The organism is Clostridium sp., from assembly GCF_050717545.1.
Taxonomy (GTDB): domain Bacteria; phylum Bacillota; class Clostridia; order Clostridiales; family Clostridiaceae; genus Clostridium_AD.
Genome location: NZ_JBOITN010000035.1, coordinates 44,860 through 63,620 on the forward strand (window position 1 = coordinate 44,860; position 18,761 = coordinate 63,620).

An 18,761-nucleotide genomic window follows, 5' to 3' on the forward strand; every position below is an offset into this window, starting at 1 on the left:
AAAACTTGATTTATTTTCTTTAATAAACTAAAATTATTTTATAGTGTTTTGACAAATTAATATAATTATAAATAACTATTGTAGCTGTTATTTCTATCAAGTGAATATAAGAGTGAACAATCAATAATTATTTTATTTAAGATACATTCTAGGAGGAATATTAATGGGAAAGATTTTATCGTTAGATTTAAGTAAAACAGTACCATATTTAGGTGAACATGGAATCGGTTTATTTTCACCCGATAAAGACTTTAAGAAATGAGAAAAACTATATGAGAATTATTGTAGATGCAGATGGTTGCCCTGGTAAACACCTTATAGAAAAGGCAGCTAAGGAAAATTCTATTGAACTCATTATGTATTGTGATATTAATCATGTTTTAAGCAGTGATTATGCCTCCATAAGATATGTTGATAGTGGATTCCAAACTGTTGATATGAAAGTAGCAAATGAAGCTAAACTAAATGATATAGTAATTACTCAAGATTTTGGTGTTGCTGCTATGGTTTTAGCCAAAGGTTCATTTGCTATAGGACCTAAAGGTCACATATATGATGATAAAAATATTGATAAATTATTATTTGAGAGGCATTTGTCAGGTAAGGCAAGACGTAGTGGTGGCAAAACCTATGGGCCAAAAAAACGAACGAATGAAGATGATGAAAAGCTTTATAACAATTTAATTAAATTAATTCTAAAAGCAAAACAATAGTATATAATTTATTAGTGTTTAGTGTTTAGTATTTTGAATAGGAAAATAGCTAGTAATGTACATTACTAGTTATTTTTATAAAATTTTATAATATTAATAAAATTCACAATAACAAATTTAATACTATAAAGGCGTATAAAATTTAAAGTATTATTATTTTATAATAAAACCATGAAATTTTATGTCTATAAATAGAAGAAAAAAATTGGAATATATACTGTTACAAATAATGTAAATATAGTATAATATATCATTATAGACGCTAATTTAAAAAAATAGTAAATTAGTAATACATAGCTTATTTGTAAAGGCAGGTAAATTTAAATGAATGAAATGAATATATTGTTTAGCTTAGGTAAAATTGAAGAAAAATACAAAGAAATCGAGATAAGTGTTGAAAATAAAATAGAAGATAATTTAGATTATAAATTTCTTGTAGGGCTTGAAGGAACGTGGACAACCTTAAAGAAATTAAGTAGCGATAGTGATGTTATATGGAAACCAGAAATAGATGGAAAATACTCTGTAATGGTACAAGCTAAAAGGAAAAAAAGTAATAAACCTTTTGATTTTATGTCAAAAACGGATTATATAGTAGGGGATGCCTGCGAAAAACTAATAAAGGATATTTACGTAGACAAGACCGAGATAGTGGTGGGTGAGAAGATTGCTTTATCAGTGGAAGCAATAAAAACACCTATAATGTACAGATATTGGGTGTGTGAAAAGGGAAATTGGATGCTTATAAAAGACTACTCTGCGGATAATATTCTTATTTGGACTTCGAAATATTCAGGACAGCAAGAGTTTTTGGTAGAATGCAAGAATATAGACTCAAAAAATGTGTTTGATGATTTTATGAAAATTGTATTTAATGTTAAGGCTATACAGCCATTAGAGATTATGGATTTTAAATGTTTAACAGAGAATATATTAGTAGGTACAGAATTAGTCTTTGAAGTGGATGCGAAGTATGAAGACAATAGAATGGTTTTATATAAATTCATAAAAAAAAGTGCAGAGGGTGATATAGTTTGCTTGCAAGATTATTCAACTAAGAAGTTAGTTAGCTATATCGAAGAAAAAAAAGGTGATTATAAACTGCTATGTATGGCAAAAGACATGTATTCACTTCATGAGTTTGATGATAGGGCATTGATTAATTATAACGTACAACCTTATGAAGAAATAATTATTCAGAGTTTTACTAGTGATTTAAGCTCACCACAGGAAAGTGATAGTCCTATTGTTTTCAAGTGTATAACGCGTGGTGGAAAAGACTTATTATACAAGTTCATGGTTAATGGCACAAAAAAAGAGGATTCTGGCTACATTAGAAAAAATAATTACACATGGACGCCCCAAAAGGCAGGAGAATATAAAATAAAATTATGGGTAAAGGATGCTTCTTTTAAAGGTGAATATGAGAAGGAAACCTCTTTTGATTTTTTAATTGATAAAATAGCAGGTGAAAATGTAATTATCGAAGATATAATTATAGATAAAAAAAATATAGTTTTAGTAGGTGAGACTGTTAATTTGACGGTTAAGGCAACAGGGGGAACTTCTTTAAGATATAGTTTTACGATTTCAAAGGATGATATAGAGACGGAGAAAATGTTATTTGGAGTCCATAATTTTGTACATTTTACGCCAGAAGAAGTAGGAAAATTTAAGCTTGAGATAAGAGTGAAAGATAAGTATTCTAGGAGAGAATACGATGCCCATTCAGTGGTGTATATCGAGGCACTAGAATTCATTCCAGCTAAAATAGAATATGTTTTAATGCAATCTCGAATGTATTTTATGGTGGGAGATAGTATTTATCTTAAGGTTATAGATGAAAATACAGCAGATACAGTAATAAATTATATACTAAAAATAGATGGTCACTCGGTAGAACAAACAGGTTTTGTAGAGGATAAAAATTATGATATTAAACCTAAATGCAGTGGAACATATTTAATAGAGGTTTTGGCTAAGAATAAAAAGAGTACAGAGGGTTATGATTGTAAGAAGGAAATAAAAATAGAAGTACATGATGGGTTACCTATAACTGGTACAAAAATTCTATGTGATAGCGTAAGTTTTAAAGTTAATGAAACAATAACTTTTGGTGCTCAGAGTAATGGTGGCAAGGAAGTAGTATATGAGTTCTACCTTATGGAAAAAGGAGACTGGAGTTTAGTTCAAAAGTTTAGCAGGAAAGATGATTATATATTTATGCCTTTTAGTGCAGGAACATATAAATTGCTAGTATTATCAAAAAGTTTTTATAAGAGTATTTCATATGAAGATTATGATATACTAGAGATAGATGTAAAAGAATAAATTTAAAACAGCTTTTAGAGGCTGTTTTTTTCTGTGAGTAAAAAATTCAATATTTATAAATGATTTTTACATGAAGGTTTAAGAAATATTAAGGAGATGAATTGTATGGAAAGAATAGATAAAATATTATCTAACTTAGGTCATGGAACAAGAAAAGAAGTAAAAGCAATATTAAAAAAGGGTAAAGTAGAGATAGATGGAGTTATAATTTCTGATAATGCTATGAAAATTGACCCGGATAAGGCAATAATAAAGGTATCTGGCGAGGAAATTAATTATAGAAAATACATATACTTAATTATGAATAAGCCAGCTGGAGTGGTTTCGGCGACTGTAGATAAACATGATGAAACTGTAATTGATTTAATAGACGACGAGTATCGTGCTTTTGATCCATTTCCTATAGGTAGACTGGATAGGGATACTGTAGGGCTTATATTAATTACTAATGATGGTGAATTAAATCATAAGTTAATAGCACCTAAAAATCATGTAGACAAGGTATATTATGCAGAAATCAATAAATTTGTTGAGCAAAGTGATGTTGATGCGTTCAAGAAAGGTGTTGTAATAGACGATGGATATAAATGTATGCCTTCAGTATTAGAAATATTAAATGCAGATGATAATGGAGCTGAAGTAATGGTTACTATACAAGAAGGTAAATTTCATCAAGTAAAAAGGATGTTTGAAAGTGTAGAAAAGAAAGTTGTATTTTTAAAAAGGGTTAGTTTTGGACCATTAAAATTAGAGGATAACTTAGAAGAAGGGAAATGTAGAGAATTGTCGGAAAAAGAGATAAGTTTATTGAAACAAGTTTAATTTAGCAGGAATATGGTTATTTTAGCATTTAATGTGAAATTTTTAGCAAGAATGAATAAAATATGAACAAAATACCATTTTGTTAAAAATAATTTACAACAATAATTGCCAAAACTACTTGCAAATATGAGCTAAATTTAATATAATTAAGAAGTAAAGATAAATAGAGAGATAAATAGCCCCCTTTTTATTTGTTATAAAGCAGCCCACCCCCAAGGGCTGCTTTATTTTGTAGAAAAAAGTCGATTTATGTGAAGAATTTTTAATATAATATAGTTTGACAAAAGTGCCCACATTAAATAAATCTATTTAATGTGGGCATTTTTATTGGGAAATAGGGAAGTATATAAGAATATAGTATATACTAGACGATTTTTTTGGATTATAATAAAAGTGAGTAAATATAGAAACACATGAATAAATTAACAGGGCGATAGATAAAAAAACTAAAGTAATAATAAATATTTTTTAGTATAATTAGAAAAAATATTAAGTATAAAGAAATAGACAGGAGGAAATTTAATGGAAATAAAGGAAACCTTAATTGATTTTATGAAAGATCCAGCATATAAACCTATGAAAACAGGAGAGCTTTATAAAATCTTTGATATTAAGAAAAAAGATATGAAAGGATTCGCAGCAATGCTTGTAGAGATGGAACAAGACGGTGATATAGCTAAAACAGATAATGGATGTTACGGTACGCCAGAGAAGATGGGTCTTGTAGTAGGTAAATATCAGGGACATCAAAGAGGTTTTGGGTTTGTAATAGCAGAAGTAGAAAGGCCAGATGTATTTATTCCAGCAGATAATGTAAATGGAGCAATGAATGGTGATAAGGTTCTTGCGAAAATTATAAAAGAAGAAAATGGTGGCAAGAAATGTGAAGGTGAAATTGCAAAGGTAATAGAAAGGTTTAACAAAACAATAATAGGGATTTATCAAGATAGCAGTAATTTTGGATTTGTAGTAGCTGATGATAAGAGGATAGCTCAAGATATATTTATTCCTAAAGCAGATAGACTTGGTGCCAAAACAGGGCAAATAGTAATAGCTGAAATGACCCAGTGGCCAGAAAAAAAGAGAAATCCAGAAGGAAAAATTATTGAAGTTCTAGGAAACAAAGGCGACACAGGTATTGATATTCTAACTATAATTAAAAAACATAAATTGCCAGAGGAGTTTCCGCCAAATGTTGAAGCTTATGCTGATAATATAGCTGAAGAAATTCCGAAAGAAGAATACGCTAGAAGGAAAGATTTAAGAGATTTAACTATGATAACTATAGATGGAGAAGATGCTAAAGATCTAGATGATGCTGTGTCTATCCAGGTTTTAGAAAATGGCAACTATCGTTTAGGAGTTCATATAGCAGATGTTTCTCATTACGTTAAAGAGAAAAATCCTCTAGACAAAGAAGCTTTTAAACGAGCAACTTCAGTGTATCTTATTGATAGGGTTATACCAATGCTTCCTAAAAAATTATCTAATGGAGTATGTAGTTTAAATCCTAAAGTAGATAGACTTGCTCTTACTTGTTTTATGGAAATAGATAGTCACGGTAAAACCGTTGATCATGAAATAGTTGAAAGTATTATAAAAACTAATGAGAGAATGACTTATACTGATGTTACTAAAATATTAAGAGACAAGGACGAGGAAACAATCAAAAGATATGAGTATCTATATGAAGACTTTAAACACATGGAGGAATTATGTGGCATTCTTAATAAAAAGAGAATGGGTAGAGGAGCTATAGATTTCGATTTTGATGAGTGTAAGATAATATTAAATGAACTAGGAAAACCTGTAGATATTGTACCTTATGAAAGAGCGATTGCAAATAGAGTGGTTGAAGAATTTATGTTAACGGCCAATGAAACCGTGGCTGAACATTTCTTCTGGTTAAATACACCGTTTGTATATAGAATCCATGAGGACCCAGATGAAGAAAAACTAATGAGATTTAGTGAATTTGCACATAACTTAGGATATGGTATGAAGTGGGGAAAGGATATTCATCCTAGAATGCTTCAAGAAGTAATAGCAAAAGTAAAAGGTAAAAAAGAAGAAATGGTACTTAGCACATTATTACTTCGTTCTATGATGAAAGCAAAATATTCTCCAGAATGTGTTGGTCATTTTGGGTTAGCATCTAAATATTATTGCCACTTTACATCGCCAATTAGAAGATATCCTGATTTAATGATCCATAGGATAATTAAAGAAGTTATAAATGGTGGATTAAGTAATGCTAGAACAGAAAGATTAACTAAAGAAGTAGAAATAGCATCAAAACAATCCTCAGATATGGAAAGAGTAGCTATGGAAGCTGAGAGAGAAGTAGATGACTTAAAGAAAGCAGAATACATGAGCGAGAGAATTGGTGTGGAGTATGATGGTATTATTTCGTCAGTAACTAATTTTGGATTGTTTATAGAACTTCCCAATACTATTGAAGGATTAATCCATATGACTAGCTTAAATGATGATTATTATGTCTTTGATGAAAGACATTTAACTCTCATTGGTGAGAGGACTAAAAAGATGTATAAATTAGGAGAAGAAGTAAGAGTTATAGTTAGTAAAGTTGACTTAACTTCTCATGATGTTTTCTTTGAATTTGTTGAAAAAGAAGAGGAAGATGAAGAAATAGAAGCAGGAGAAGAAGTAGAAGAAGGGGAATATACTGTTCGTGATTTAAATGATCTTATAGATGAAGATGATGAAACAAAAGAAGAAGAAGATTACGTAACAGAATAAAATTGAAATTGCGGAAGGAGAATTATATGCTCCTTCCGTGTATTTTAGTTGAAAGTTGCAGCACGCTGCGCGCGAATAATCCATCTGTTCTTGAAATAGAGCATGGTATAGAGTATAATTATAAGTAATATTAAACTATGTTAATAAGAAAAAAGCAGGTGAAATTATGGCAAAGAAATCAGGAAACAAAACACTAGCGGAGAATAAGAAAGCAAGACATGATTATTTTATAGAGGAAGCAATGGAAGCTGGTATAGCGCTTGTTGGTACAGAAGTAAAGTCTATTAGAGCGGGAAAAGCGAACTTAAGAGATAGTTATGCAGATGTTATAAATGGTGAAGTATTTATAAAAAATATGCATGTTAGTCATTACGAAAATGGAAATCAATTTAATACTGATCCATTAAGAGTAAGAAAATTATTGCTGCATAAAGTACAAATAGAAAAACTAGCATCATTTACGTCTCAAAAAGGTTTTACACTAGTTCCATTATCCCTTTATCTCAAAGATACTAAGGTAAAAGTTAATCTCGGCGTTGTTCGCGGTAAAAAAGATTATGATAAGAGAGATGCACTGCTTGAAAAAGATGCTAAGAGAGACATGGACAGACAGATGAAAGAAAGAAATAGATAACAAGAAATAATGAACTTATATTCCAGAATATTAGCACTTGATAAAGGATATAATATAGTGTATCATAGAGGATACAGTAAGTAATAAACAAATTAATTTAAGTTACTATTTAATTAATTCACGGGTCATAAAATTTAATAAATAAATTTGCGTAATACAGGTAATAATTTCTCCACATTATTACTACAAAAGATTTAGGAAATATTAATCTTTTGACATTCAGGGGGCGTACTTGGTTTCGACGGGGGTACGTTGCATCGAGGAAGCGAGTCGAGGGAACCTATGGACCCGCGTTAAAAAACTATTGGAACAATTTAAACGCAAACGATAATTTAGCACTAGCAGCTTAGACTGCTACGTCTTACCTTAGATGACCGCGACTTAGGATAGGGCGCCGACAGCGGTGAACCGAGTCCGGGAAAGCTTTGACCTGGAAACGGAAAATATGAAGCTACTGAAGCGTGAATCTCGTTAGTAAGAGTCACATGGAGGGAATGTTAAAGTACTAACTATGCTCGTAGATGCCTAGGTGTTATGGCTTTCGGACAGGGGTTCGACACCCCTCGCCTCCACCATAATAAAACAACAAGTTTGATACAATGGAAAATCCTTGATTCAGGGGTTTTCGTTGTTTTTTGGGTTAAAGTGCAGTGTGAAGATATATTAAAGGTTATCATTATACTCCTTAATGATTTTTACAGAATTCTGAAATTTTTCACTTTCCTCCTCGGTAAGACGTAACTCTACTATTTCTTTTATTCCATTTCGATTTAGTACTGCAGGAACACCTACATAAGCATCTTTTATGCCATATTCACCGTTCAGCATAGCCGAAACAGGAATAACTTTATTAGAATCCTTAAAAATACATTTAATTATTTCCGCTGTTGTTGCAGCAATTCCATAATTAGTAGCACCTTTACCATTTACAACCTTGTAAGTAATTTCCGATATGTTTTTTTCTATTTGTTCTAATACAATATGATTTAAGCGTTCTTTATTATCATCAAGAATTTTAAGAAAATTTTTCCCACCAACTGTGACCATACTCCACGGAATCATCTGCGAATCTCCATGCTCACCTAAACAATACGCCTGAACACTTTGAGGATCTACACCCATGACATCTGCTACTGCATTCTGAAGACGAGCAGAATCTAAAGATGTTCCAGTTCCAATCACTTGATTTGCTGGTAGTCCCGATAATTTATGAACATAATAACTGATTACATCTACTGGATTTGTTACAATAATAAAGATTCCATTAAAGCCACTCTCTATAATTGGATTTACTATTGATTTTACAATTGAGGATGCTTTTCCTAACATATTTAATCTTGTCTGCCCGGTTATATATGGTGCCGCTGCTGTAATAACAACAATGTCTGCATCTCCACAGTCTTCATATTCACCGCTAACAATATTTGTGTTTCGATTCAAATATGAAATACTATGATTTAAATCCATAGATTCTGCCCAAGCTTTGTTTTTATTAATATCTAATATCAAGACATCTTCACATATATCTTGCATTACTAAAGTATATGCTACAGTTGACCCAACGGAACCTGCTCCTACAATAGCTACTTTTCTTCTTTTTATTGCCATAAATATATCATCCTTTCATTTTGTAGTTGTATGTGTTGTTATCAAATTATTTTATTTTATATATTTTATCATTTATCATAACAAATATATATAGCTTTTCTATAAGATCTCTCTATCTGATGAGGCTAATCAGTATATAGGGAATATACTGAAGCTCGATGTTAAAAATGAATATGCCTTTAAATCAAAAATAAGGTTAAAAAATTAAGAATATTTTGATTTTCAAGAAGTATATATTTATAGTGGTGATGATTGTTATGTTATAACAAAATCATATGTAGATACTGTTTATTCTGAGGAAGAAGTTTACATATGTGTATATATAGTGAATATGAATACTGGTGCAATTACGGAATTTGAACAAGGTATATATACGCCAATAAATTAGATATATTAAATAGTAGCATTGTTTTGCTAAAATAAAGCGAAAATGTCAAGGGAGAGTATTTTTTATGAGTGTTAAAAATAAAGTACTAATATCTTCATCAATTATTTTATTAATTGTATTTGTAGTAGGGTCTAATTACTATTTTAGTAAAGTTAAACCATACAATAACCTTCTTAATAATGCAAATCAGGCTATGAATAAGGAAGAGTATGATAAAGCGGTAACTTTGTACGGAGAAGCACTAAGTTATAAAGACGATTTAGGAGTTAATAGAAAATTGGATTTTGCTACGGTTTTAGGGAAGTCGAAAGAAACATATTCTATTGCAGTAAAGCAAATGGAAGGTAAGGAGTATTTAACAGCAATTGAGAGTTATACAAAAGTAGACAATCAGGATACTAAGAGGTATTCTGATTCACAGAGTAGTATTAGTGAGTGTAAGAAGTTATATATATCTGATAATTTAAAGAAAGCAAAAGACAATATTAGAAATAAGAAATTTGATGAAGCGAATAAATATATAAGTGATATTCTAAAGTTTGATGCTAAAAATACAGATGCCAATAAGTTAAAGGAAGATATTGTTGCTGCTTTGCAAAATCAAAAGAATGACGTTGCTGAATTATCAAAAGTAATATCCCAAGACAACAATGGAGAAGATCAGGTACAAAGTAGAAAACAAGAATTTATAAATAAATTAAATAATATTAAAATTGAATTAAGCCCTGGACAAAGGCTAGTAGAAGAAGGTACAGAGTCACAAAATGATTTGAATAATTATGCTTTCCAATCATACGGAAAATGGGATAAATCATTGAATGAGATTTATAATGTTTTGGAACAGCAATTATCCTCTAATGACATGGAAAAATTAAAGAATGAGGAAAGCAATTGGATAGCACAAAAAGAGGCTATAGCACAAAGAGATTCTGAAGACATGCGTGGGGGCACAGGAGAGGATTATTTACGATACACTTCTTTGGCAAAGTCGACACAAGAAAGGTGTTATCAGCTAGTAGAGAAAGTAAATTAAAAAACCTTAGGACATTTTGAGATATGTAAATAATTTCATGTAAACGGGAGGACGATTAAATCTGTGGAATGCTAGTATTAGAGGAGTTGATAGTAAAGTCTAATTGTTCTCCCTAACCTCATCATACTTCGTCTTAATCGTCTTAAAATCTTCCCAAGCATCTCGCTTTTTAGATGGATCACGTAAAAGTGCAGAAGGATGATAAGTTGCAATTAAATAATAGCCTTTTCTATAAAACCAAATGCCATGCTCTTTTGTAATTTTTAAATTTGGGCTTATAATGCTTTGGGCTGAAACTCGTCCAAGGCATACAATTATTTTTGGAAGAATTAATTTAACTTGATTTCGAAGAAAAGGTAGACAAGATTTCTTTTCTATATCTAGTGGATTTCTATTTTGTGGCGGTCTACATTTTATAATATTTGTTATGTAGATTTCTTCTCTAGAAATATCAACCGAAGTCAGAATTTTATCGAAAAGTTGACCGGATTTACCTACAAAAGGTATGCCGGATAAATCTTCCTGTTCTCCTGGAGCTTCACATATAAACATTAAGTCAGTATGAATATCTCCTTGCCCGAAAACCATATTCGTTTTGGTATTATGTAAATCACATTTTGTACAATTATTACACATTTTTTCAAGTTCAGTCCAATCAACCATCCAATTTTCACTCCTAACTATTATAATGTCTTATATTATAGCATATAATTAAAGTATTGAAAATAATGCGAGGTCTATTCTCTAACCTATTCTCTAACCATAATGATGAGATGTTTGTAGATTTTAAATGTGATAATTTAGATTGATCAGAGCATAAATATGTTATACTTAAAGAAAAACTAAGAAGCATAAAAGAAAGGAAAATACCTAAAATGGATACAAAACAATTTAAAAAAAGATCTCTAGTTTCAATATTCTTCTCATATTTTAAACCACACAAAAAATTATTTATATTGGATATGTCATGTGCATTTTTAATTGCAGTTATTGACTTATCATTTCCAGCAATAACTCGTTATTCTCTAAATGAGCTATTACCTGTTAATGCTTATAAAACTTTTATAACTATTATGGTGATTATGCTAATTGCTTATACATTAAGAGCTTTTTTCTACTATATAATAAGCTACTATGGCCACTCTTTTGGTGTATTAGTAGAAGCAGATATAAGAAGCGATTTATTTCAACATATGCAGGAATTGTCTTATGGATACTTTGATAAAAACCGTACAGGTCAACTAATGAGTAGACTTACCGCAGATTTATTTGATATAACTGAACTTGCTCATCATGGTCCTGAAGATGTTTTTATATCCACTTTGACAATAATAGGATCACTAGGTATTTTATTTACTATTCAGTGGAAATTAACTTTGGTTATTGCCTTAATCTTGCCTATATTTTTATTAGTTGTATGGTATAGACGTTCTGAAATGTCAAAAGCTTCTTTGGAAGTGAAAGAAAAAACTGCTTCTATAAATGTGAATATTGAATCGGGGCTTTCAGGCATGAAAACAGCAAAAGCATTTGCAAATGAGAATTCAGAATTTGATAAGTTTAGTGAATCAAATGATGCTTTCAAAACATCTAAAACCAAATTTTATAAGGCTATGGGACGTTTTAATGCTACTATGGAATTTTTCCTTTGTATTTTGCCAGCAACAGTTATCTTAGTAGGTGGTATATTAATTATGAAAGGACAGATGAATCAAATTGATTTAATCACTTTTACGTTATATATTGCTACTTTTATAACTCCAATTAGAAAACTTTCAAACTTTGCTGAACTATTTGCAAAAGGTGGAGCTGGACTTGTACGTTTTGTAGATATGATGCGTACTGAAACTGAAATGAAAGATGATCCTAATGCTATAGAGCTAGGTAGAGTAAAAGGCGAATTAGATATTAAAAATGTTAGCTTTTCTTACAAAAAAGGAATTCAAGTATTACATAATATTTCTCTTCACGTCGATCCTGGCGAAACAATTGCAGTAGTAGGTCAATCAGGTGGAGGAAAATCAACACTATGTAAATTGATTCCCAGGTTCTATGATGTTGATGAAGGGGAAATTCTGCTTGACTATGTAGATATACGTAATGTCACACAAGAATCTTTGCATAAAAATATTGGAGTTGTAGAACAAGAAATATTTCTTTTTGCCGATAGTATTCTCGAAAATATTAGATACGGTAGACCTGAGGCTACTTCTAAGGAAGTTGCAATAGCAGCAAAACAGGCTGAAATTTATGATGATATTATTGCTATGTCTGATGGATTTAATACTTTTGTTGGAGAACGTGGTGCAATGCTTTCTGGTGGACAGAAACAACGTATTTCTATAGCACGTATATTTCTAAAAAACCCACCATTTCTAATTTTAGATGAAGCAACTTCTGCCCTTGATAGTGTTACTGAAGCTAAAATACAAGAAACTTTTGATAGTCTAATAATAGGCAGAACAACTTTTGTTATTGCACATAGATTATCTACTGTTAGAAATGCAGATAGAATTCTTGTATTTGATAATGGAAATATTGTTGAAGATGGAAATCACGAATGTTTAATGAAAAAAAACGGTGTATATGCTGAGCTTTATAAAACCCAGCATATAAGTAAATAGATAGTTTTTATAAATATCAAAGTATAAGAGGAGTTATAATGAAATACGAATATAAAACACTAACTGATATTAGACACAAAGTTTTTACTGCCGTAAGTAAGATGGCCTTTGAAGACAATTTAAAACAAATAGAGAATATTCCATATGAAATCATTCCTGGAGATGTGGGTAAGTATAGAGAAAGTACATTTATTGAAAGAGCAATAGTTAGTGAGCGAATCCGTTTGGCAATGGGACTAAATTTAAGACCAAGTGATAAATCAAGATCAATTACGGAGGGATTAGAAGGGGCAACAATACCTTCAAAATATTATGAACCGCCACTTATAAATATTATAAAATTTGCTTGTAATTCTTGTCCAACAAATAGCTATGAAGTTACAAATATGTGCCGTGGCTGTCTAGCACACCCTTGTGTGGAAGTTTGTCCTAAGGGCGCAGTTAGTATAGTTAATGGGGAAAGTGTTATTGATCAGGAAAAATGTATAAAATGTGGTTTATGTGCTAAAGTGTGTCCGTATTCAGCAATAATAAAACATGGGCGACCATGTGCCATGGCATGCGGAGTGGATGCAATATATTCGGATGAATATGGTAGAGCATCAATAGATTATGATAAATGTGTTAGCTGTGGAATGTGTTTGGTAAATTGTCCTTTTGGAGCAATATCTGATAAAAGTCAAATATTTCAACTAATTCAGTCAATTAATCAAAAGAAAGAAGTAATAGCAATTGTAGCGCCATCATATATGGGGCAGTTTGGTAAAAATGTTGGATTTAATGATTTTAAAAGAGCAATGATTACAATTGGATTTAAAGATGTTGTTGAAGTTGCGATTGGTGCAGATATTTGTACAATTGATGAGGCAAAAGATTTTATAGAAAATGTACCTAAAAAACTTTCATTTATGGGTACTTCATGCTGTCCTTCATGGTCTGCTATGGCTAAAAAATTATATCCGCAGTATGCCCAAAATATTTCAATGACTTTGACTCCAATGGTTTTTGCAGCAAGGCTTGTGAGAGAAAAACATAAAGATGCAAAGATTGTTTTTGTTGGGCCATGTAGCGCTAAAAAATTAGAAGCTTCCAGAAAAAGCGTAAAAAGTGAAGTTGATTTTGTAATTACATATGAGGAGTTACTTGGAATGCTTACAGCCAAAGAAGTAGAAATAATTGGTACAGATACGAGCTTGAGTAATGAAGCAACTGGTTCAGGAAGAGGCTTTGCGGTTGCAGGTGGAGTCGCTAAGGCTGTAGCTGATTTGATAAAAAAAGAACATCCAGAGCGAGAAGTGAAAATTAAAGCTGCGAATGGACTGAGAGAATGTAGGGAGATGTGTAATGATGCCATAAAAGGAAAGTATGATGGATATCTTCTTGAAGGAATGGCATGCCCGGGTGGATGCGTTGCTGGAGCTGGGTGTATTGTCAAACCTAACATAGCTGGCAATCAGGTTAAACAAGCGGCTAAAAATTCACAGCTGAAGATTTCAGATGAGTCTAAATATGCTGATAAATATTACTTGTTAGATGAAAAAAATATAGAGGAAGAATAGAAAATATTATTTAGTTAAAATAACGCCATGTACTAGTTGTAGTAACTAGTACATGGCTTTTTATTGTTCTAAAATTAAATAACAGTTGATATCTTTTATATTTATGCCAACATGAACGCTTATGCAATACAATAACACAGAGTAAGTTGAATATGTAATCTACAGTTACACTCTTTTGTATAAATATTTAAATTATTTAGTAACAAATTAACAACAACTTTAATAGATTAAAGTAATTGTTATATTTTAAGGTTAATAATAATTTTAAATTAGAAGAATATATTAGAAAAGAGGGGTGTGCATAGCAATGCTAAAATCAACTAATAAAATTATATTATTAATTATGTTTATATTGTCTACAGTAACTATATATTTATGTGTAAAGTATCTAAAAACTGCTTACACAATCTTACCTCAAATACAACTTACAGTTAATAATATGTTTTTTAACTATAAAATAGTTATATTTGTCATTGAAATGGCATGGTTATTTTCATTATACATATTAAGAAAAAAATATGAAGGATTGAAATTACCATTCATTATTACCATTGTTACTTTTAATTTAATTTATATTATTTGGAGAATTAAATATACTATTCCTACCAATACAACAGTTGGTATGACATTGGGTATAATACTTATAATATCTGAATTAATAGGGTTTTTTCAATCTGCAATATATATTTTAATGTTTTATAAGCCTTATAAATTAGAAGAACGAAAGATGAGTGATCTTAAGGAGTTACCTACTATAGATATTTTAATTATGACTTTTAATGAACCTGCATTTATATTGCAGAAAACTATAGCTGGTGCATTAAATATCGAATATCCTTCTAATTTATATAACATTTATGTATGTGATGATGGGAATAGGGATGAGATAAACAAGTTAGCTAATTTCTTTAATGTAAATTATATATCTAGAGATAATAATGATTTTGCTAAAGCTGGCAATATTAATAATGCTTTATCAAATCATTGCAAAGGGGAATTATTTTCTGTATTAGATGCTGATATGATTCCAAAACCTAATTATTTACAAAAAATGGTGGGATATTTTAAAAGTAATGATGTAGGATTTGTTCAATCACCACAGGTTTTTTATAATCCGGATCCGTTTCAATACAATTTGAATTTGGATAATAAAATACCTAACGAACAAGATTTTTTCATGAGAGAAATTCAGGCCGGTAGAGCTAGATATAATGCTTTATTTCATGTAGGAACAAATGCTTTGTTTAGTCGAAAAGCTGTAGATGATATTGGAGGAATCCCCACAGGTAGTGTCACAGAGGATATGGCAACAGGAATGCTATTACAGGCAAAAAAATATAAATCAATATTTGTAAATGAGGTGCTTGCTGTAGGGCTTTCCGCTGAATATTATAAAGACTTTGCAAAACAAAGGAAAAGATGGTGTAGAGGTAATATACAGGTGTCAAAAAAATGGAATCCGCTTACAATGAAAGGATTAACTACTATGCAGCGATTGTTGTATTTTAGTGGAATTCTATATTGGTATTCTAGTATATCTAAATTAATTTATATATTGTGTCCTATAATATTTTTATTAACTGGGGTACTTATAATAAAAACTAACACACTACAGTTATTCCAGTTCTTTGTTCCGTCATTCGTAGCTTATATATTAATGTTTAAATCTTATTCCTCAAAATATAGAACGTTATTTTTTACGCACATATACGAATCTGCAACTGCTGTATTCTTAGCATTTGATTCTTTATCAGAACTTTTATTTTCTAAAGAATTAAAATTTAATGTTACTTTGAAAGGGAATACTAAAAAAAATATATTTGTAAGTTGGAATTTGTTAATACCACAGTTTATATTGTTTATATTAACTATTTTAGGATTTGGAATAAGTTTAAATAAATTTATAAGTACGAATTCAACAGGGTTAAGACAATCGTTAATTATTAATATATCGTGGGCAATTTATAATATTATAGGAATTATATTAATTATGATGTTGTCACTCGAGAAGCCGAGATACAAAAAATCAGAAAGAAAAAAAATAGACTATAGAAGTAGTATTATGTTAGAAAACTCACAAAATATCAATTGCGTAGTTAATGAAATTAGTGATACTGGTATTAAAATAACTATTGGTATTAATAGAATTAATAATTTTGACATTGGAGATATTATAAAAGTAAAAATAGATAAAATTGATGTATATTGTAGAGTAGTAAGGTATCAAGATAATTATTTTGGATGTAGGTTTGTCAATTTATCCAAGGAACAATATTTAAATATAATCAGGTTTATTTATGCAGATGAAAATGGATATTATAATGCTTTCGATAAACAACATTCTTATAAAGAATTAAGCAGTGGTGAAGTCACTGTAATAGAAAAATTCTCACAAGAGAATATATTTATTGATAATAAAAGTATATTAGAAATAAATGGTGCTAATCATTCTCAAACTATAAAGGAATTAAACAATATTGATATTGTAAAAGATATAAATTTAAAATCGAAAAAAACAAATGTTGTAAGTAACATTATTACTAATACTTTAAATAATCAAGTAAATAATACTTTAAGTAATGAAAGAAATAATAAATTATCTACACATGGTAAATACTCTAATTTGTCTATTGATGATATGCTAAAAAATGTATTAAAATTAGATGAATATCAGATTATAATAATAAAAATATATAACGAGTTACAAGAAATACAAAAACAAATTAAAAAATCCAACGACATTTTATAAATAATAAAGAAGGAGAATCCTCTAATAAGGGTTCTTCTTCTAATTTGTTTACGTTAGAAATTTGGTTAATGTTATCACTGTAATATCTAAGGAGTGCATAATTACGTTATAAAATGGTCAAAATATTGTTTAAGATACTATATGTGATTTTACAGTGAAGGATGATATTACAAAAAGGAGGTACAAATAAAGATATTACTATTATCTAAGGAAAAATACATCTGTGTTTTAGATGGGACAAGAAATTCCATACAAACGCAAGTTATTCCTATAGAAAAGGATTTCATAGGATAGTATAATAAAAACATAGACAAAAACACAAAATAAAAATGTGTAGGAGTGGTAAAAGAAGTTGTATAATGTAAAAAATCTATCAAATAAATTTTATAGGGGGACTCAATATGAATAAGAAAATAGTTGCAATACTTTTAAGCACTTTAATGGTACTTTCACTTGGTGGTTGTGGTATGAAAACACCAGATAAAACACCGGTAAAAGAAAAAACAGAAACAACAGCAGCAGCAGAGGTTACTCTTGTATATGCAGAGGTTAATCCACTAGATACTATTGTTGGTCAAACAGATACTAATTTTAAAGAACAAGTTGAAAAACTTTCAAATGGAAAAATTAAGATTGATATTCAGGCAAGTGGAGTTTTAGGAGCCGAAAACGATGTACTTGATTCAATGCTTGGTGGCGGTGGAACAATTGATATGGCCCGTATCTCAGCTTTTGCTCTTACAAGTTACGGTGGAGCAAAGTCAAAACTGCTTTCTATTCCTTATACATTTGTAAGCCGTGAACATTTCTGGAATTTTGCCACATCTGAATTAGCTCCTGAATTCCTTATGGAGCCTCACGAAAATGGTAAGGGTATTAGAGGTTTATTCTATGGAGAAGAAGGTTTCCGTCATTTCTTTACAGTTAAACCCGTTAAAACTATAGCAGATTTGAAAGGTATGAAAATAAGAGTATCAAATGACCCTGTTATGAATGGTATGGTAAAAGGTCTTGGTGCTTCGCCTACAGTAGTATCTTTTGGTGAACTTTATTCAGCACTCCAAACTGGTGTAGTAGATGGTGCAGAACAACCTATTGCCAACTATAAATCAAATGCATTCCAAGAAGTTGCTCCAAACATGATTCTTGATGGCCATACACTAGGTGCAGTACAAGTAATTATGACAGATAAAGCTTGGGATAAACTTACAAAAGAACAACAGGACATTATTACAGAAGCAGGTAAAGCTGCATCAGCATTTAATAGAAAAATTTCTAAAGACGCTGAAGATAAAGTGCTAGTAGATTTAAAAGCAAAAGGTGTTAATATTACAGAAGTTAAAGATATCAAACCTTGGCAGGAAGCATGTAAAGAGGTCATTGCTTCTTCTACAAAAGATGATGCTGCACTTTATCAAAAGATTCTTGACATGAAATAAGATCCATAAAATGCTATTCTAAACATAATACAAATAGTGTTAATATTGTTTTTATAAGCACAGAGGAGGATTAAAGCCTCTGTGCTAAATTTTTTGAG

The 18,761-nt window shown here is 30.4% G+C and carries 12 protein-coding genes and 1 other RNA gene; 11 read left to right on the plus strand and 2 right to left on the minus strand.

What is annotated here, in order from left to right; genetic code table 11:
- The first annotated feature begins 272 nt into the window (after positions 1-272).
- From ACREVX_RS11735 to ssrA, 6 genes are all read left to right on the plus strand, one after another.
- Positions 273-713 (plus strand): YaiI/YqxD family protein, encoded by a 441-nt coding sequence (locus tag ACREVX_RS11735; protein WP_431544369.1) that lies wholly within the window; start codon positions 273-275, stop codon positions 711-713.
- A 324-nt stretch (positions 714-1,037) separates the two neighbouring features.
- Positions 1,038-3,044 (plus strand): triple tyrosine motif-containing protein, encoded by a 2,007-nt coding sequence (locus tag ACREVX_RS11740; RefSeq protein WP_431544370.1) that lies wholly within the window; start codon positions 1,038-1,040, stop codon positions 3,042-3,044.
- A gap of 105 nt (positions 3,045-3,149) precedes the next feature.
- Complete coding sequence (locus tag ACREVX_RS11745; RefSeq protein WP_431544371.1) at positions 3,150-3,866, plus strand: pseudouridine synthase; 717 nt, start codon at positions 3,150-3,152, stop codon at positions 3,864-3,866.
- Positions 3,867-4,388: 522 nt separating this feature from the next.
- Positions 4,389-6,629, plus strand: a complete 2,241-nt coding sequence (gene rnr / locus ACREVX_RS11750; RefSeq protein WP_431544372.1) for a ribonuclease R — start codon at positions 4,389-4,391, stop codon at positions 6,627-6,629.
- A 166-nt stretch (positions 6,630-6,795) separates the two neighbouring features.
- Positions 6,796-7,263, plus strand: a complete 468-nt coding sequence (gene smpB / locus ACREVX_RS11755; protein ID WP_431544373.1) for an SsrA-binding protein SmpB — start codon at positions 6,796-6,798, stop codon at positions 7,261-7,263.
- A 222-nt stretch (positions 7,264-7,485) separates the two neighbouring features.
- Positions 7,486-7,838: a transfer-messenger RNA gene (ssrA, locus tag ACREVX_RS11760) on the plus strand.
- Between the two features lie 88 nt (positions 7,839-7,926).
- On the opposite strand, the gene ACREVX_RS11765 is transcribed toward ssrA, so the two are convergent.
- Positions 7,927-8,871, minus strand: a complete 945-nt coding sequence (locus ACREVX_RS11765) for an L-lactate dehydrogenase (protein ID WP_431544374.1) — start codon at positions 8,869-8,871, stop codon at positions 7,927-7,929.
- A gap of 452 nt (positions 8,872-9,323) precedes the next feature.
- On the opposite strand from ACREVX_RS11765, the gene ACREVX_RS11770 reads away from it, so the two are divergent.
- Positions 9,324-10,292 (plus strand): lysozyme inhibitor LprI family protein, encoded by a 969-nt coding sequence (locus tag ACREVX_RS11770; protein WP_431544375.1) that lies wholly within the window; start codon positions 9,324-9,326, stop codon positions 10,290-10,292.
- Positions 10,293-10,391: 99 nt separating this feature from the next.
- Here the strand turns inward: ACREVX_RS11770 and ACREVX_RS11775 are convergent, their stop codons facing one another.
- On the minus strand, positions 10,392-10,955 hold the full coding sequence (locus tag ACREVX_RS11775; protein WP_431544376.1) for a uracil-DNA glycosylase: 564 nt from the start codon (positions 10,953-10,955) through the stop codon (positions 10,392-10,394).
- A 212-nt stretch (positions 10,956-11,167) separates the two neighbouring features.
- On the opposite strand from ACREVX_RS11775, the gene ACREVX_RS11780 reads away from it, so the two are divergent.
- The 4 genes from ACREVX_RS11780 to ACREVX_RS11795 all read left to right on the plus strand — a co-directional run bounded on the left by ACREVX_RS11780 (position 11,168) and on the right by ACREVX_RS11795 (position 18,663).
- Positions 11,168-12,916 carry an ABC transporter ATP-binding protein gene (locus ACREVX_RS11780; RefSeq protein ID WP_431544377.1) on the plus strand — a complete coding sequence of 583 codons (1,749 nt, stop codon included), beginning with the start codon at positions 11,168-11,170 and terminating at the stop codon, positions 12,914-12,916.
- Positions 12,917-12,954: 38 nt separating this feature from the next.
- Complete coding sequence (locus ACREVX_RS11785) at positions 12,955-14,475, plus strand: 4Fe-4S dicluster domain-containing protein (RefSeq protein ID WP_431544378.1); 1,521 nt, start codon at positions 12,955-12,957, stop codon at positions 14,473-14,475.
- Positions 14,476-14,782: 307 nt separating this feature from the next.
- Positions 14,783-17,224: a glycosyltransferase family 2 protein gene (locus tag ACREVX_RS11790; RefSeq protein ID WP_431544379.1), complete on the plus strand. Its 2,442-nt coding sequence runs from the start codon at positions 14,783-14,785 to the stop codon at positions 17,222-17,224.
- Between the two features lie 401 nt (positions 17,225-17,625).
- Positions 17,626-18,663 (plus strand): TRAP transporter substrate-binding protein, encoded by a 1,038-nt coding sequence (locus ACREVX_RS11795; RefSeq protein WP_431544380.1) that lies wholly within the window; start codon positions 17,626-17,628, stop codon positions 18,661-18,663.
- Positions 18,664-18,761 lie beyond the last annotated feature (98 nt).

Bases quoted from the DNA above. Each gene is read 5' to 3' on its own strand.
- ACREVX_RS11735 (WP_431544369.1), top strand. From the start codon at position 273: ATGAGAATTATTGTAGATGCAGATGGTTGCCCTGGTAAACACCTTATA.
- ACREVX_RS11740 (WP_431544370.1), top strand. From the start codon at position 1,038: ATGAATGAAATGAATATATTGTTTAGCTTAGGTAAAATTGAAGAAAAA.
- ACREVX_RS11745 (WP_431544371.1), top strand. From the start codon at position 3,150: ATGGAAAGAATAGATAAAATATTATCTAACTTAGGTCATGGAACAAGA.
- rnr (WP_431544372.1), top strand. From the start codon at position 4,389: ATGGAAATAAAGGAAACCTTAATTGATTTTATGAAAGATCCAGCATAT.
- smpB (WP_431544373.1), top strand. From the start codon at position 6,796: ATGGCAAAGAAATCAGGAAACAAAACACTAGCGGAGAATAAGAAAGCA.
- ACREVX_RS11765 (WP_431544374.1), bottom strand. From the start codon at position 8,871: ATGGCAATAAAAAGAAGAAAAGTAGCTATTGTAGGAGCAGGTTCCGTT.
- ACREVX_RS11770 (WP_431544375.1), top strand. From the start codon at position 9,324: ATGAGTGTTAAAAATAAAGTACTAATATCTTCATCAATTATTTTATTA.
- ACREVX_RS11775 (WP_431544376.1), bottom strand. From the start codon at position 10,955: ATGGTTGATTGGACTGAACTTGAAAAAATGTGTAATAATTGTACAAAA.
- ACREVX_RS11780 (WP_431544377.1), top strand. From the start codon at position 11,168: ATGGATACAAAACAATTTAAAAAAAGATCTCTAGTTTCAATATTCTTC.
- ACREVX_RS11785 (WP_431544378.1), top strand. From the start codon at position 12,955: ATGAAATACGAATATAAAACACTAACTGATATTAGACACAAAGTTTTT.
- ACREVX_RS11790 (WP_431544379.1), top strand. From the start codon at position 14,783: ATGCTAAAATCAACTAATAAAATTATATTATTAATTATGTTTATATTG.
- ACREVX_RS11795 (WP_431544380.1), top strand. From the start codon at position 17,626: ATGAATAAGAAAATAGTTGCAATACTTTTAAGCACTTTAATGGTACTT.